Genomic DNA, 14731 nt, shown 5'->3' on the forward strand with positions numbered 1-14731 from the left:
GGCCGCCCGTCAAACTCGATCAAACCCGTCCGCTCACTCGGCAGCCATGCCGTGCTGGGACACATAGTCGTCGATCCGCGCCTCGATCACCGGCCGGAAGTTCCGGATCAGCGCCTGCACCGGCCAGGCGGCGGCATCGCCGAGGGCGCAGATGGTGTGGCCTTCGATCTGCTTGCTCACCTGGAACAGCATGTCGATTTCCTCGCGCGCGGCGTTGCCCTGCCGCATGCGCTCCATCACGCGCCACATCCAGCCCGTGCCTTCGCGACACGGCGTGCACTGGCCGCAGCTCTCATGGCGGAAGAAATAGGAAATGCGGGAAATCGCTGCGATCACGTCCGTGGACCTGTCCATGACGATCACGCCGCCGGTGCCGAAGCTGGAGCCGATGGCACGCATGCCGTCGAAGTCCATCTGGGCATCCATGATCTGGTCGGCACGCACGATCGGACAGGAGGCGCCGCCGGGGATCACCGCCAGAAGATTGTCCCAGCCGCCACGCACGCCACCGGCATGCTTCTCGATCAGCTCGCGGAAGGTAATGCCAAGCTCCTCCTCCACCACGCAAGGCGTGTTGACGTGGCCGGAGATCATGAACAGCTTGGTGCCCTTGTTGTTGTCGCGTCCGAAGCTCGAGAACCACGCCGCGCCGCGCCGCATGATGGTGGGCGTCACGGCGATGGATTCGACGTTGTTCACCGTCGTCGGGCAGCCGTAGAGGCCGACGTTGGCCGGGAACGGCGGCTTCATGCGCGGCTGACCCTTCTTGCCTTCAAGGCTTTCGAGCAGCGCGGTTTCCTCGCCGCAGATATAGGCGCCGGCGCCGTGGTGGACGAAGACGTCCATGTCCCAGCCCGAGCCGCAGGCATTCTTGCCGAGAAGGCCGGCGTCATAGGCCTGGTCGATGGCGGCCTGCAGCCGCTCGCGCTCGCGCATGAACTCGCCGCGCACGTAGATGTAGGCGGCATGCGCGCCCATGGCGAAGCCGGCGATCAGGCAGCCCTCGATCAGCGTATGCGGATCGTGGCGCAGGATGTCGCGATCCTTGCAGGTGCCCGGCTCGGACTCGTCGGCGTTGACCACCAGATAATGCGGCCGGCCGTCCGACTGCTTGGGCATGAACGACCACTTGAGGCCGGTCGGGAAACCGGCGCCGCCGCGCCCACGCAGGCCGGAGGCCTGGATTTCCTTGATGATGAAATCGCGCCCTTTGGCCAGGATATCCTTGGTGCCGTCCCATTGGCCGCGCTTCAACGCGCCCTCCAGGCCCCAGTCATGGCGCCCGTAGATATTGGTGAAGATGCGGTCCTTGTCCTGCAGCATGACTGAGGTTCCCAGGTATTCGGTTCAGTCTCAGGCGGGCTTGTCGCCATCCTTGTCGGACGGCCGCCAGCCGGTCGCCAGCTTGGCGGACTGCTCGATCCACTTGTCGCGGAGAGCACGGCCACGGAAGCTGCCAAGATTCTGATCGACCCACTTGAGGTTCATTTCATTCCAGCCGGCAATCTGGTCGTAGTGGTAGACGCCGAGCTTGTGCAGCATCTCCTCCAGCTTGGAGCCGACGCCCCAGATCAGCCGCAGATCGTCGGGCTTGCCGTCGCGCGCCGCCTCGAGAAGCTCCGGCTTGTACTGGTCCGGCACCTTTTCGGCATCGGCCTGACCCTGCGCCTCGACCACCTTGGGGATGGGTTTTTCGGCGGCCGGCTTCTCGGTGGCAGGCTTCGCAGCCGGTGCCGCAGCAGCGGCCGGCGCCGGGGCAGCGGCCGGTGCCGGTGTCAGTTCCTCGCGATCGAAGGCTCGATACTTGCCGACCACCGAGCCGTCATAAAGCGCGGAATCGGTCAGCGCGGTGCCGCCACCTTCCGGCGCCGAGAAGAAGCGCCCGGTCTGCGGGCCGGGCGCCGGCGGGTTGCCGTCGGCGAGGCCGTCGATCAGTGCGTTGAAGGTCTCGGCGGTCAGGTCCTCGTAGGTGTCCTTGCCGACGGTGACCATCGGCGCGTTGACGCAGGCGCCGGCGCACTCGACCTCCTCCCACGAGAAGTCGCCATCGGCGGACAGCTCGAAGGGATGGGCGGCGAGGCGGTTCTTGCAGATGGTGATCAGTTCGTCAGCGCCGCGCAGGCGACAGGGCGTGGTGCCGCAGACCTGGATATGCGCCTTGCGGCCGACCGGGGCCAGCTGGAACTGCGTGTAGAAGGTGGCGACTTCCAGCACGCGGATTTCGGCCATGTCGAGAAGCTTGGCGACCGTCTCGATCGCCGGCCGGCTGACCCAGCCTTCCTGATCCTGGGCAACCATCAGCGCCGGGATCACTGCCGACGCCTGGCGTCCCTCGGGATAGCGGGCGATCACCTTCTTGAGATAGGCGGCGTTCTCCTCGGTGAAGGCGAAGCTCTCCGGCTGTTCGGAATGAAGACGACGGACGGACATCAGCGATCCACCTCACCAAACACGATGTCGATCGAGCCGAGCACGGCCGACACGTCGGCCAGCTGATGGCCGCGACAGAGAAAGTCCATGGCCTGAAGATGGGCGAAGCCCGGGGCGCGGATCTTGAGGCGATAGGGCTTGTTGGTACCGTCCGATACCAGATAGACGCCGAACTCGCCCTTCGGCGCCTCGACAGCCGCGTAGACTTCACCCTCGGGGAGACGGAAGCCCTCGGTATAGAGCTTGAAGTGGTGGATCAGCGCTTCCATCGACCGCTTCATCTCGCCCCGGCGCGGCGGCGCATACTTGCCCTGGAGCGTCAGCACCGGGCCCTTCTCGACCTTCAGGAGCGCGATGCACTGCTTCATGATGCGCACCGACTGCCGCATCTCTTCCATGCGGATGTGGTAGCGGTCGTAGCAGTCGCCGTTCTTGCCGATGGGGATGTCGAAATCGAGTTCGCCATAGATCTCGTAGGGCTGCGATTTCCGGAGATCCCAGGCAGCACCCGAGCCGCGCACCATCACGCCCGAGAAGCCCCACTTCCAGGCGTCTTCCAGGCTGACGACGCCGATGTCGACGTTACGCTGCTTGAAGATGCGGTTCTCCGACAGAAGCGCGTCGAGATCGTCGACGGTGCCGAGGAAGGGATCACACCAGGCCTCGATGTCGTCGACGAGCTGGTCCGGCAGGTCCTGATGAACGCCACCCGGACGGAAATAGGCGGCGTGCATGCGCGAACCCGAGGCACGCTCGTAGAAGATCATCAGCTTTTCGCGTTCCTCAAAGCCCCAGAGCGGCGGCGTCAGCGCGCCGACGTCCATCGCCTGGGTCGTCACGTTGAGGAGATGCGACAGGATACGGCCGATCTCGGAATAGAGCACGCGGATGATCTGCGCCCGGCGCGGCACGATGATGTCGGCCATACGCTCGATGGCGAGGCAATAGGCGTGTTCCTGGTTCATCGGCGCGACATAGTCGAGGCGATCGAAATACGGCAGCCCCTGCAAGTAGGTGCGGGCCTCGATCAGCTTCTCGGTGCCGCGATGCAGGAGACCGATATGCGGGTCGACGCGTTCGACCACCTCACCGTCCAGCTCCAGCACCAGGCGCAACACGCCATGGGCCGCCGGATGTTGCGGGCCGAAGTTGATGTTGAAATTTCTGACCTGGGCCTCAGCCATCGATCGCGCGCCTCAGTTCGTCCTGACCTTCTCGTCGCCCGGCAGCACGTAGGTCGTGCCTTCCCAGGGTGACAGGAAGTCGAAGTTGCGGAATTCCTGGTTGAGCTTGACCGGCTCGTAGACGACGCGCTTCTGCGTGTCGTCATAGCGGACCTCGACATAGCCGGTCATCGGGAAGTCCTTGCGGAGCGGATGACCATCGAAGCCGTAGTCGGTCAGAAGGCGCCTGAGCTCCGGGTGACCGGAGAACAGGATGCCAAGGAGATCGTAGGCCTCCCGCTCAAACCACAGGGCGCCGGGGAACACCGACGTGATCGACGGCACCGGCGTCTCTTCGTCCGTGGTCACCTTCAGGCGAATGCGGGCATTCCGGGTCGGCGACAGCAGGTGATAGACCACGTCGAAGCGGTCGGCACGCTGCGGATAGTCGGCACCGCAAATGTCAATGATGCTGACGAAACCGAGATCCGGCCTGTCGCGCAGCAGGGTCACGGTCTCGACGATACGCTCGCGCTGCACGAGGACCGTCACCTCGCCAAAGGCGACATCGACCGACAGCGCGTCGGAGCCGAGGGCGCTTCGGACAGCCTCAGCCAACTCGCCGATCAAATCCTTCGGGGCTTCGCTCATGTTTTACCCAGCCTCGTTGTCGCTCAGCGCTCGATGGTGCCGGTGCGGCGGATCTTCTTCTGAAGCAGCAGCACGCCATAGAGCAGCGCCTCGGCAGTCGGCGGACAGCCGGGCACGTAGATATCGACCGGCACGATGCGGTCGCAGCCACGCACCACCGAGTAGGAATAGTGGTAGTAGCCACCGCCGTTGGCGCAGGAGCCCATGGAGATGACGTAGCGCGGCTCCGGCATCTGGTCGTAGACCTTGCGGAGAGCCGGCGCCATCTTGTTGGTCAGCGTGCCGGCGACGATCATCACGTCGGATTGACGGGGCGAGCCGCGCGGCGCGAAGCCGAAGCGCTCGACGTCGTAGCGCGGCATCGACACCTGCATCATCTCGACGGCGCAGCAGGCCAGACCGAAGGTCATCCACATCAGCGAGCCGGTGCGGGCCCAGTGGATCAGCTCTTCGGTCGAGGTAACGAGCCAGCCCTTGTCGGCCAGCTCGTCGTTGATGTCGGTGAAGAAGCCGTCATCGGCGCCGATCGGCTTGCCGGTACGGGGATCGATGATGCCCTTGGGGGCGGGCGACACCAGCGTTTCTCTCGGGCTCAGTCCCATTCCAGCGCCCCCTTCTTCCATTCATAGGCGAAGCCGATGGTCAGCACCCCGAGGAAGACCATCATCGACCAGAAGCCGAACACGCCAACGTCCTTGAAGGCCACGGCCCAGGGGAACAGGAAGGCGACTTCCAGGTCGAAGATCACGAAGAGGATCGACACCAGATAAAAGCGAACGTCGAACTTCATGCGGGCGTCGTCGAATGCGTTGAAGCCGCACTCGTAGGCCGACAGCTTTTCCGGATCGGGATTCTTGAAAGCCAGCAGGAAAGGCGAGACCAGAAGCGCCAGACCGATGGCCAACGCCACGCCGAGGAAAATGATCACCGGCAGGTAGTCCCGAAGGAGTTCGTCCATTGTGACCTCGTTGGTTCGGACGCAACCCATTTGCGCAACGTGACAATTTGCCGAGGAGTCGCGTGGGGTCGCCGAATTGCTTGTGGCACGGTTAGCGGATAGACCTTGACTTCGCAAGGGTGTCGAAGGTCCCTTTCTAAGGTTTATTACGCTCAGGGCTACCCCTCAGGCAATCCGTGAAACTTGACCAAGAAACGCATGTTTTCACAAATGGGTTCTCCCACCTGATCCCTCCGATGAAGGCGTCTCAGAAAAGCTTGAAAAAACAAATGCTCGACGCTCAAAAGCTGATCACGCTCGCTCACATTCGCGCCGCCAGGGACGCGATTTCCGGTCAGGTGATGCATACTCCATTCCTGCCGGCGCCCCGTCTCAACCAGCTCACGGGGGCCGACGTCTACGTCAAATACGAGAACCTTCAGGTGACCTCGGCCTTCAAGGAGCGCGGGGCGCTGAACCGCCTTCTGGCGCTCTCGGACGACGAGCGGCGACGTGGGGTCATCGCCATGTCTGCCGGCAATCACGCGCAGGCGGTGGCCTATCATGCGGTGCGGCTCGGTGTCGCGCCAACCATCGTCATGCCGGTGACGACGCCGCATGTGAAGGTTTCGGCGACGACGGGCTACGGCGCCCGCGTCATTCTGGAGGGCGAAACGGTAGCCGAGGCGGCGCTGGCGGCCGAGCGCATCGGCGCCGACGAGAATCTCGTCTTTATCCACCCCTATGATGACAACCACGTGATTGTCGGCCAGGGCACGCTGGCGCTGGAAATGCTCGAGGAGCGGCCGGATCTCGACGTGATCGCCGTGCCGATTGGCGGTGGTGGCCTCATCGCCGGCATGGCGACGGCGGCCAAAGCGCTGAAACCCGACATTCGCGTCATCGGCGTCGAGACACGCATGTATCCGTCCATGTGGGCGGCGGTGAAGGGGGTCGACGCCATGTCCGGTGGCGCAACGCTGGCCGAGGGCATCGCTGTCAAGGTAGCCGGGCGAAGGACCCTGCCAGTGGTCCGCGACCTCGTCGATGCCATCGTGCTGGTCGACGAAAGCCATCTCGAACGGGCCGTCAACGCCTACCTCACGCTGCAAAAGACCATGGCCGAAGGCGCCGGCGCCGCCGGCCTCGCCGCGATGTTCGCCGAACCCGATCTCTTTCGCGGCAGGAAGGTCGGTCTGGTTCTGTCGGGCGGCAACATCGACCCGCGCATCCTTGCGTCGATCATGATGCGCGAGCTCGCCCGCGAGGAGAAGATCGTCGCCATACGCCTCGCTATTCCCGACCGTCCGGGCACGCTCGGCGCCATCACCACGCTGATCGGCGACGCCGGCGGCAACATCCTGGAGGTGTCGCACCGCCGGACGGCGCTGGAGATTCCGGCCAAGGGCGCGTCGCTGGACATCACGCTCGAAGCGCGCGACGGCCACCATGCCGAGGAGATCATCGGTGCACTGAGGGCGAAAGGCTATGGCGTCGATCGAAAATCGGCGGAATAGGCGGCATTGCCGGCTCAAGGCGCATTGAAGTCGCAGGCGGCATTCCCATATGCGGCTCATTGTCCCCGAGGGAGATTTCCATGTCCAACCGGACCTATGACGCCGCCGATTACATCATTGACGAGGGCCGGCCCAACCCCAGCGCCGTCAGCGGCATCCGTACGCGCCGTGTCATCGCCTTCCTGATCGACGCCGTCATCATAGCCCTGCTCACCTTCGCGGTCGGCGTGGTAGTGTTCTTCCTGGGCATCGTGACGCTCGGCCTCGGCTGGCTGCTCTACCCGATCCTCTGGCCGGCGGTGGCGCTCGTCTATTGCGCCTTCTCGCTCGGCGGCCCCTATTCGGCCACCGTGGGCATGCGCAGCCAGGGCATCGAGGCCCGCTTCATGGACGGCAGCCGCCTCAATCCCGGCGTTGCGGGCATCCACGCCGTGCTGTTCTACTTCTCGGTATCGATCCTGACGCCGCTGGTGCTGTTGGTCTCGCTGTTCACCGAGAACAAGCGCCTGCTGCATGACATCGTGCTCGGCATCGTCTTCGTCAATCGATATTGATTGTCGGCCTCAATCGCCGGCGGCCCTCAGGCTTCCGCTCCGCTTTCCGTCTTTCGGGGCTTCGTCCCGAAAGACTCGCTACGCGCGGCGCCACTTGGCGCCGGAAGCCGCTTTTGCGGCTTCGAGTATGCCAGCGCGCCCGGTTCCGTTGATCTTGGTATCTCGCCAGAGCCGACGAAAGATGCCAAGATCGGCGGAACAGACCGACGCACGAACCCATGACGCAACACCCGACCGACGCGCCTCAATTCTTTCTGACCGCGCCGTCCGCCTGCCCCTATCTGCCGGGCAAGACGGAACGCAAGGTGTTTACGCATATGGTGGGCGAGCGCGCCGCCGCGATGAACTCCATCCTGAGCCATGGCGGGTTCCGACGCAGCCAGAACATCGCCTATCGCCCAGCCTGCGAAGACTGCCGTTCCTGCATCTCCGTGCGGGTGCGCGTCGACGACTTCCGGCCCGACAAGAGCCAGCGGCGCAATTACACGCGTAATAGCCACCTGATCGGCGCCGAACTGCCGCCGGCGGCGACCGGCGAGCAGTATTCGCTCTTCCGTTCCTATCTCGACGCCCGCCACGCCGACGGCGGCATGGTGGACATGACGGTGGGCGACTATGCCGCCATGGTGGAGGAGACGCATGTCTCGACCATGATGATCGAGTACCGGCGACGCGGCATCAATACCTTCCTGAACGGCATGGGTGACGGCCCGCTGATCGGCGCGGCGCTGACCGACGTGCTGATCGACGGCCTTTCCATGGTCTATTCCTTCTACGAGCCCGACCTGCAGAGCGACGGGCTCGGCACGTTCATGATCCTCGACCATATCGAGCGAGCGCGGCGGCGCGGCCTGCCCTATCTTTATCTCGGTTATTGGGTACAGGGCTCGCGCAAGATGGACTACAAGCGTCGCTACAAGCCGCTCGAATACCTCACTCCCACCGGCTGGGCGATACTGCCCGACGAGCCGATCGAGACCGAGCTCGCGTAAAGGACTTTTCTCCGAAGCCAAAGTCGATCGAGTTGATGCGGCGGTTGGCTTCGGCTCCATATTTCGCATCCGCTTTCGCTGGAAAGCCACACTTTTCAGGTGGGTGCTCATGTTTTTCCGGGCTGGCGTCGGCCGGCCGCACCCACGGGAGGCGCCTCAATGACCGCTAGCATTCTCGACACCATCGGCAACACGCCGCTGATCAGCCTGCGGCGCGCTTCCGAGGAGACCGGCTGCGAGATTCTCGGCAAGGCGGAGTTCATGAACCCCGGCCAGTCGGTGAAGGACCGCGCCGCCCTCTACATCATCCGCGATGCGCTGGCGACCGGGCGCCTCAATCCCGGCGGCACCGTGGTGGAGGGCACCGCCGGCAACACCGGCATCGGCCTTGCCATGGTCGGCAGCGCCCTCGGCCTCAGGACGGTGATCGTCATTCCCGAGACCCAGTCGCAGGAGAAGAAGGATTACCTTCGCATGGTGGGGGCCGAGCTGGTGGAGGTGCCGGCCGTGCCCTACCGCAACCCCAACAACTATGTGAAGCTGTCCGGCCGCCTCGCCGACCAGCTTGCGAAGACCGAACCGCAAGGCGCCGTCTGGGCCAACCAGTTCGACAATGTCGCCAATCGCCAGGCTCACATCGAGACCACTGCCCGCGAGATCTTCGAGCAGACGGGGGGCAAGGTGGACGGGTTCATCTGCGCCGTCGGCTCGGGCGGTACGCTGGCCGGCGTCGGCATCGGTCTCAAGGCGCTGAAGCCCGGCGTGAAGATCGGCCTGGCCGATCCGCATGGCGCCGCCCTCCACGCTTGGTACACGACCGGTGAACTCAAGGCGGAAGGATCGTCGATCACCGAGGGCATCGGCCAGGGCCGGATCACCGCCAACCTCGAGGGTGCGCCGGTCGACTTCTCCTGCCGCATCTCCGACGAGGAAGCATTGGCGGTGTTGTTCGATCTCGTGGAGCACGAAGGGCTCTGCCTTGGCGGCTCTTCCGGCATCAACGTCGCCGGCGCCATCGCCCTCGCCCGCGAGCTCGGTCCGGGACACACCATCGTCACCGTGCTTTGCGACGGTGGTGCGCGTTATGCGTCGAAGCTGTACAACCCGGCGTTTCTGAGGAGCAAGAACCTGATGGTGCCGAAGTGGCTCGATGCTCCGAGGAAGTTCAGGCCGCCCTTCGAGGCGGCATGACGGAGGTATGAAGATGACCGAGGCCATGTACCTCGACAACCCTTACCTGGATCTCGCCGAGGCGACGGTGACCGCCGTCGGCACGGACGGCGGGCTCTATGTCGACCGCTCGATCTTCTATCCGCAGGGCGGCGGCCAGCCCGGCGACAGCGGCTCGATCGAATGGGGAACAGGGTTCAGAACAAACATCAAGAATGCCATATACAGCTCTGACAGGTCTTCGATTCTTCTGGTTCCGGAAGAGAATCAGGACTTGCCGGAGTTCGGCCAGACGATCATCCAGCACGTCGACTGGGCACGTCGTCACGCCCTGATGCGGATGCATACGGCCATGCATCTTCTTTCGGTGGTGTTGCCCTATCCGGTGACCGGCGGCCAGGTGGGCATCGAGGAGGGCCGGCTCGATTTCGACCTTCCGGAGGGAGAGACGGTGGAGAAGGTTTCGGCCACCGAGGCGCTCAACGCCCTGATCCGCGCCGATCATGCGGTGACCACGGAGTGGATTACCGACGCCGAGCTCGCTGCCAACCCCACTCTCGTCAAGACGATGAAGGTCAAGCCGCCGACCGGTGCCGGACGGGTGCGCCTCGTGCGCATCGGCACCGATATCGATCTGCAACCCTGCGGCGGAACCCACGTCAAGTCGACAGGCGAGATCGGCGAGATGCATATCGCCAAGATCGAAAGCAAGGGCCGCATCAATCGCCGTGTCCGCCTGCGGTTCGGCCCGCCCGCCGAAGCCGCCTAAGCCAACATCCGGAGGCCCCGATGCCCGTGCATCCCGACCGACATTTCGTCACCACCGACTGGCTGCTGCGCCATATCGAGGATCCCGACGTGATTGCCGTCGACGGTTCCTGGCATATGCCGGCGGCCGGCCGTAGCGGCCGGGCCGAGTATCTCGCCGGTCATGTTCCTGGCGCCGTGTTCTTCGACCTCGACGCCATCGCCGACACTTCCTCACCCCTGCCGCACATGCTGCCGACGCCGGACGCCTTCGCGGCCGCGGTGGGCGCGCTCGGCATCCGCGACAACCAGACCATCGTCATCTACGACAGCGTCGGCCTGTTCTCGGCGGCGCGTGTCTGGTGGAGTTTCCGGATCATGGGCGCGCGCGACGTGGTGCTTCTCGATGGTGGCCTTCCCGCCTGGATCGCCGCCGAACTGCCTTTGGAAGCCGGAGAGCCGAACCGCGCTCCGGCGGTCTTCACCCCGCGTTTCGACCCGACGGCCGTCCGCAGCTTTGACGAGGTGAAGGCGGCGCTCGGCGGCGAAGCGCAGATCGTCGACGCCCGGTCGGCCGGACGCTTCCACGGCCGGGAGCCGGAGCCGCGCGTCGGTCTCAGGTCCGGGCACATGCCCGGCGCCATCAACCTGCCCTTCGGGGAGGCGATCGAGGCCGGACGGCTGAAGTCGGCTGCCGACCTCCGCACCCTGTTCGCAGCCCGCGCCATCGATACGAACAAGCCGGTGATCGCCAGTTGCGGCTCGGGTGTGTCGGCGGCGGTGATCGCGCTCGCCCTCGACGTGGTCGGGGCACGCGACGTTGCGATCTACGACGGCTCCTGGACCGAGTGGGGCGGACGCTCCGATGCGTCGGTCGTCACCGACTGACGGGGGTTTCCTCTGGACAGGGTACGGATCAGGCTTTCGGCGGCGTCGGAAGACTGCGCGGTCACGAGCCCGAAGGAAATCACGAACTTGGCGGCATCCTCGACCGTCATGTCCAGAATGATCACGTCCTCGCGCCGGATGAAGACGAGATAGCCGCCAGTCGGGTTGGGCGTGGTCGGCACGTAGACGGTGAGCATGTCATCGCCGCCCTCCAGCCGTTCGGCAACCTCGCCCCGGGTTGAACCGGCGACGAAGCCGATGGTCCAGATGCCGGCATGCGGAAAGCGCACCAGCGCCGCCTGCTTGAACGCGTTGCCCTTGTCGGCCAGCACCGACGAGAAGATCTGCTTCAATCCCTTGTAGAGATTACGCACCAGCGGCATGCGGTCGAACATCTCCTCCGAGAAGGAGAAGATCGAAGCGCCGACGATGTTCGCGGTCAGAAAACCGATCAGCGTGATGACGATCACGGCGACCACCAGGCCGTAACCCGGAACGCGGAACGGCAGGTAGGTGTCGGGGTTATAGGCGATCGGCAGGTAGGGCTTCACCCAGCTGTCGATCCACGACACCATCGACCAGGTGATATAGATGGTGATGCCCGCCGGGCCGGCCACCAGCAGCCCAGTCAGGAAGTAGTTCCTCAGTCTCGTCACGCCGCCGGTCCTTCCCGATTCAACATCCGCTCCTTGCCCATATTGCCGAGGCACGGGCAACAAGTGAAGTTTTCCCTTTCGCAGCAACCTCGCCATGTCGCCGATGACGCAATTGTGAAACACCCGTGGGTAAGCACGACAACAGACGCTCGCGGCGACTCATTGTCCTTGAGTGAATCGGCTTCCTCATCCTTTATGGAAGAGACTGGCCGAAATGCGGCCTTTCGGCGTTGGGGTGCTCTCGTGAACGGCGAGCGTGACGACAGATATGGCGGCGGAGGCGGCGTGTCCGGTTCCGGCTCCTTTGCGCTGTCGGTGTGGCTCACCATCGCCGGGTTGGCGCTGCTCTTTGCCGTAGTCGCCCTCGTTTACCGCAATCCGGCCAAGGAGCCCACCGCGCCGGCGCCACGTCCGGTTGCATCAGGCGGGGGGGCTACGCTTCTGCGGGGCACGCCGGCCCCTGAAGCCGGGTCCATCGCGACGCCGTCGAATGGCCGCAGCGACATGGTCGGCGCACCGGTCCGCGACGCGGACATTGCGACCGAGCTCGCCAAGGTGCGGATCGAGAATGCGGCGCTCCGGCAGGCGACCGAGTTGCTACGCGGCCAGATCGACGCCCTTTCGGAGAGGGTCGGCAAGATGGAAGGCCGCTTTTCGGAAATGACTGGCAGCATCGGCAGCCCCTCGGCGCCGGCGCCCGGCTCCACGGCCACCGGGCTGGCGTCGACGCGCAACTTCGACGATCTCGTGCCGCCCGACGGCAGCTCTCAGGGGGAAGCCGCCTATACCCAGTTCGGAATGGAGCTCGGCGCCTACGGCGATCTCGCCACGCTGAAGGCCGCGTGGTCGGACCTCGTCAGGCAGTACCCGGCGCTGTTCGAGGGGCTCGACGGCTTGGCCACCATCCGCGATCGTGGCGGTCGCACCGAACTGCTGCTGATTGCCGGACCGTTCCGCAACGCCGCCGAAGCGGCCGAGCGATGTGGCAAGGCCGAGGCGTCCGGCATCAAGTGTCTTCCCGCCTTTTATCTGGGACAGCAGCTTTCAATGCATTGACGGACGAAATCTGCACGCACCGCTCGTCACGGAGCTTTCGCTGGGCAGGCGGCCGCCGGATCGGCCGAGTAGGGATCGCAGACCGGCGCCTCGACAGGCTTGAACGCCGTCTCGGTCTCCTGGATGAGCGCCTGTGCCTCTTCGTTCTGCTGCTGCCGCACAACCGACAGGGCCATCACGGACGACGCGTTGTCGGACGGCATCCGGTCGCCGCGGCTCTGAGCGGCCAGCGCGGCCGCCAGCGCCGCCTGCTGATTGGCATCGCGGACAAGCGGCTCCTCCGCCTTCGGCTCACTGGACGCCATGGAGAGAAAATCGGACGGTCCGCTGGCGCAGCCCCCAAGGGCGAGAACGGCGACAACGGCGGCCATGGCCGCAAACGGCTTGGAGATACGGGACGTCGGGAAACGCATGAGGCCTCGATACTCGTTGATACCAGGAGCATACACTAGCGCCAAAGTCTTTGCGATTTCCTTTTCAGAGCGCCGCAAAAGGTGATCGGTACGTGAAGCTCCACGTCACCAATCACAGCATGGCTTTTCGGCGATTTCGCGCCGCCATCTTGACGACACGGCAAAAGCTCTCCATGCATCTCGGCCTCAAAAGCTCAGGATTTCGCCGCAATGACTATCGATGCCCGCTCCGATACCGCTCCGAAGATTTCCTTCGTCAGCCTCGGCTGCCCGAAGGCCCTGGTCGACAGCGAGCGGATCGTCACCCATCTGCGCTCGGAGGGCTACGAGATCGCCCGTCGCCACGATGGCGCCGATGTGGTCATCGTCAACACCTGCGGCTTCCTCGACAGCGCCAAGGCCGAAAGCCTCGACGCCATCGGCAAGGCGATGGCCGAGAATGGCAAGGTCATCGTCACCGGCTGCATGGGCGCCGAACCCGAACAGATCCGCGACGCCTTCCCCGGAGTCCTCGCCATCACCGGCCCGCAAGCCTATGAAAGCGTGATGAGTGCCGTGCATGAGGCCATCCCGCCGGCCCATGACCCCTTCGTCGACCTGGTGCCGCCGCAGGGCGTCAAGCTGACACCGCGCCACTATGCCTATCTCAAGATTTCCGAGGGCTGCCACAACCGCTGCAGCTTCTGCATCATCCCGAAGCTCCGGGGCGACCTCGTGTCGCGACCGGTGGCCGACGTTCTGCGCGAGGCCGAGAAGCTCGCCAACGCCGGCGTCAAGGAACTGCTGGTCATTTCGCAGGACACGTCGGCCTATGGTGTCGACATCAAGTATCAGACCAGCGTGTGGAAGGACCGGGAGATCCGGGCACGCTTCTACGATCTGGCCGACGCGCTCTCGGAGTTCGGCATCTGGGTGCGCCTCCACTATGTCTACCCCTATCCGCATGTCGACGAGGTCATATCGCTGATGGCCGAGGGCAAGGTGCTGCCTTACCTCGACATTCCCTTCCAGCACGCCTCGCCCAACGTGCTGCGCGCCATGCGCCGGCCGGCACACCAGGAGAAGACGGCCGAGCGCATCGCCAAATGGCGCGAGATCTGCCCGGACCTTGCCATCCGCTCGACCTTCATCGTCGGCTTCCCCGGCGAGACGGAGGAAGATTTCGAAATGCTGCTCGACTGGCTCTCCGAGGTGAAGCTCGAGCGGGTCGGCTGCTTCAAATACGAGCCCGTCAAGGGCGCGGCTGCCAACGATCTCGGCCTGCCGCTGGTGCCGCCGGAGGAGCAGGAGCGCCGCTGGCACCGCTTCATGGCCCATCAGCAGGGCATCTCGGCGAAGCTGCTGCAGCGCCGGGTGGGCAAGCGCATCCCGGTTCTCATCGACGAGGCGAACGGCACCGTCGCCAAGGGCCGCTCCAAATGGGATGCGCCGGAGATCGACGGGTCGGTTCACCTGACGAGCCGCCGCCCGATGCGGGTCGGCGACATCGTCACCGCCAAGATCGAGCGCGCCGACGCCTACGACCTCTGGGGCACGGTGGGCTGACCTTGGTCTATC

The 14731-nt window shown here is 64.7% G+C and carries 16 protein-coding genes; 8 read left to right on the forward strand and 8 right to left on the reverse strand.

From position 1 onward, the window contains the following. Positions 1-33: 33 nt before the first annotated feature. Genes nuoF through CXZ10_RS06575 form a run of 6 tightly spaced genes read right to left on the reverse strand, consistent with a single transcriptional unit; the run spans position 34 to position 5202 of the window. Complete coding sequence (gene nuoF / locus CXZ10_RS06550) at positions 34-1323, reverse strand: NADH-quinone oxidoreductase subunit NuoF (protein WP_101288257.1); 1290 nt, start codon at positions 1321-1323, stop codon at positions 34-36. A 30-nt stretch (positions 1324-1353) separates the two neighbouring features. Continuing rightward, positions 1354-2430, reverse strand: a complete 1077-nt coding sequence (gene nuoE, locus CXZ10_RS06555; RefSeq protein ID WP_101288258.1) for an NADH-quinone oxidoreductase subunit NuoE — start codon at positions 2428-2430, stop codon at positions 1354-1356. Beyond that, on the reverse strand, positions 2430-3614 hold the full coding sequence (locus CXZ10_RS06560; protein ID WP_101288259.1) for an NADH-quinone oxidoreductase subunit D: 1185 nt from the start codon (positions 3612-3614) through the stop codon (positions 2430-2432). The genes nuoE and CXZ10_RS06560 overlap by 1 nt, the downstream gene beginning before the upstream one ends. A 12-nt stretch (positions 3615-3626) precedes the next feature. Continuing rightward, positions 3627-4244 (reverse strand): NADH-quinone oxidoreductase subunit C, encoded by a 618-nt coding sequence (locus CXZ10_RS06565; RefSeq protein WP_101288260.1) that lies wholly within the window; start codon positions 4242-4244, stop codon positions 3627-3629. A 23-nt stretch (positions 4245-4267) separates the two neighbouring features. Next, entirely contained in the window at positions 4268-4846 is a 579-nt protein-coding gene (locus CXZ10_RS06570) for a NuoB/complex I 20 kDa subunit family protein (RefSeq protein WP_180335883.1), read from the reverse strand. Further along, on the reverse strand, positions 4837-5202 hold the full coding sequence (locus CXZ10_RS06575) for an NADH-quinone oxidoreductase subunit A (RefSeq protein ID WP_101288262.1): 366 nt from the start codon (positions 5200-5202) through the stop codon (positions 4837-4839). Before CXZ10_RS06575 ends, CXZ10_RS06570 begins: the two co-directional genes overlap by 10 nt. Before the next feature lie 269 nt (positions 5203-5471). Between CXZ10_RS06575 and CXZ10_RS06580 the strand changes: the two genes are divergently transcribed. From CXZ10_RS06580 to sseA, 6 genes are all read left to right on the forward strand, one after another. Then, positions 5472-6698 carry a threonine ammonia-lyase gene (locus tag CXZ10_RS06580; RefSeq protein WP_101288263.1) on the forward strand — a complete coding sequence of 409 codons (1227 nt, stop codon included), beginning with the start codon at positions 5472-5474 and terminating at the stop codon, positions 6696-6698. 80 nt (positions 6699-6778) lie between these two features. Next, positions 6779-7252, forward strand: a complete 474-nt coding sequence (locus CXZ10_RS06585; RefSeq protein ID WP_101288264.1) for an RDD family protein — start codon at positions 6779-6781, stop codon at positions 7250-7252. 218 nt (positions 7253-7470) lie between these two features. Further along, positions 7471-8244: an arginyltransferase gene (locus CXZ10_RS06590; RefSeq protein WP_101288265.1), complete on the forward strand. Its 774-nt coding sequence runs from the start codon at positions 7471-7473 to the stop codon at positions 8242-8244. A 159-nt stretch (positions 8245-8403) separates the two neighbouring features. Continuing rightward, on the forward strand, positions 8404-9435 hold the full coding sequence (locus CXZ10_RS06595; protein ID WP_101288266.1) for a cysteine synthase A: 1032 nt from the start codon (positions 8404-8406) through the stop codon (positions 9433-9435). A gap of 13 nt (positions 9436-9448) precedes the next feature. Next, on the forward strand, positions 9449-10183 hold the full coding sequence (locus tag CXZ10_RS06600; protein ID WP_101288393.1) for an alanyl-tRNA editing protein: 735 nt from the start codon (positions 9449-9451) through the stop codon (positions 10181-10183). A gap of 20 nt (positions 10184-10203) precedes the next feature. Continuing rightward, entirely contained in the window at positions 10204-11049 is an 846-nt protein-coding gene (gene sseA / locus CXZ10_RS06605) for a 3-mercaptopyruvate sulfurtransferase (RefSeq protein WP_101288267.1), read from the forward strand. On the opposite strand, the gene CXZ10_RS06610 is transcribed toward sseA, so the two are convergent. Beyond that, positions 10989-11705: a DUF502 domain-containing protein gene (locus CXZ10_RS06610; protein WP_244617295.1), complete on the reverse strand. Its 717-nt coding sequence runs from the start codon at positions 11703-11705 to the stop codon at positions 10989-10991. The genes sseA and CXZ10_RS06610 overlap by 61 nt on opposite strands. Before the next feature lie 243 nt (positions 11706-11948). Here CXZ10_RS06610 and CXZ10_RS06615 point away from each other — a divergent pair, with 243 nt between their 5' ends. Further along, complete coding sequence (locus CXZ10_RS06615) at positions 11949-12761, forward strand: SPOR domain-containing protein (protein ID WP_101288268.1); 813 nt, start codon at positions 11949-11951, stop codon at positions 12759-12761. A 26-nt stretch (positions 12762-12787) separates the two neighbouring features. Here CXZ10_RS06615 and CXZ10_RS06620 read toward each other — a convergent pair whose 3' ends face one another. After that, on the reverse strand, positions 12788-13174 hold the full coding sequence (locus CXZ10_RS06620) for a hypothetical protein (protein ID WP_101288269.1): 387 nt from the start codon (positions 13172-13174) through the stop codon (positions 12788-12790). Between the two features lie 210 nt (positions 13175-13384). Between CXZ10_RS06620 and rimO the strand changes: the two genes are divergently transcribed. After that, positions 13385-14719, forward strand: coding sequence for a 30S ribosomal protein S12 methylthiotransferase RimO (gene rimO / locus CXZ10_RS06625; RefSeq protein ID WP_101288270.1), 1335 nt, complete (start codon positions 13385-13387; stop codon positions 14717-14719). Positions 14720-14731: the final 12 nt, after the last annotated feature.

The organism is Pleomorphomonas diazotrophica, assembly GCF_002844595.1.
In the GTDB taxonomy this organism is placed as follows: domain Bacteria; phylum Pseudomonadota; class Alphaproteobacteria; order Rhizobiales; family Pleomorphomonadaceae; genus Pleomorphomonas; species Pleomorphomonas diazotrophica.

Excerpts from the sequence above, each read along its gene's own strand:
- CXZ10_RS06580 (WP_101288263.1), top strand. The coding sequence starts at position 5,472 with ATGCTCGACGCTCAAAAGCTGATCACGCTCGCTCACATTCGCGCCGCC.
- nuoE (WP_101288258.1), bottom strand. The coding sequence starts at position 2,430 with ATGTCCGTCCGTCGTCTTCATTCCGAACAGCCGGAGAGCTTCGCCTTC.
- CXZ10_RS06585 (WP_101288264.1), top strand. The coding sequence starts at position 6,779 with ATGTCCAACCGGACCTATGACGCCGCCGATTACATCATTGACGAGGGC.
- rimO (WP_101288270.1), top strand. The coding sequence starts at position 13,385 with ATGACTATCGATGCCCGCTCCGATACCGCTCCGAAGATTTCCTTCGTC.
- nuoF (WP_101288257.1), bottom strand. The coding sequence starts at position 1,323 with ATGCTGCAGGACAAGGACCGCATCTTCACCAATATCTACGGGCGCCAT.
- CXZ10_RS06565 (WP_101288260.1), bottom strand. The coding sequence starts at position 4,244 with ATGAGCGAAGCCCCGAAGGATTTGATCGGCGAGTTGGCTGAGGCTGTC.
- CXZ10_RS06575 (WP_101288262.1), bottom strand. The coding sequence starts at position 5,202 with ATGGACGAACTCCTTCGGGACTACCTGCCGGTGATCATTTTCCTCGGC.
- CXZ10_RS06570 (WP_180335883.1), bottom strand. The coding sequence starts at position 4,846 with ATGGGACTGAGCCCGAGAGAAACGCTGGTGTCGCCCGCCCCCAAGGGC.
- CXZ10_RS06590 (WP_101288265.1), top strand. The coding sequence starts at position 7,471 with ATGACGCAACACCCGACCGACGCGCCTCAATTCTTTCTGACCGCGCCG.
- CXZ10_RS06600 (WP_101288393.1), top strand. The coding sequence starts at position 9,449 with ATGACCGAGGCCATGTACCTCGACAACCCTTACCTGGATCTCGCCGAG.
- CXZ10_RS06560 (WP_101288259.1), bottom strand. The coding sequence starts at position 3,614 with ATGGCTGAGGCCCAGGTCAGAAATTTCAACATCAACTTCGGCCCGCAA.
- CXZ10_RS06595 (WP_101288266.1), top strand. The coding sequence starts at position 8,404 with ATGACCGCTAGCATTCTCGACACCATCGGCAACACGCCGCTGATCAGC.
- CXZ10_RS06620 (WP_101288269.1), bottom strand. The coding sequence starts at position 13,174 with ATGCGTTTCCCGACGTCCCGTATCTCCAAGCCGTTTGCGGCCATGGCC.
- sseA (WP_101288267.1), top strand. The coding sequence starts at position 10,204 with ATGCCCGTGCATCCCGACCGACATTTCGTCACCACCGACTGGCTGCTG.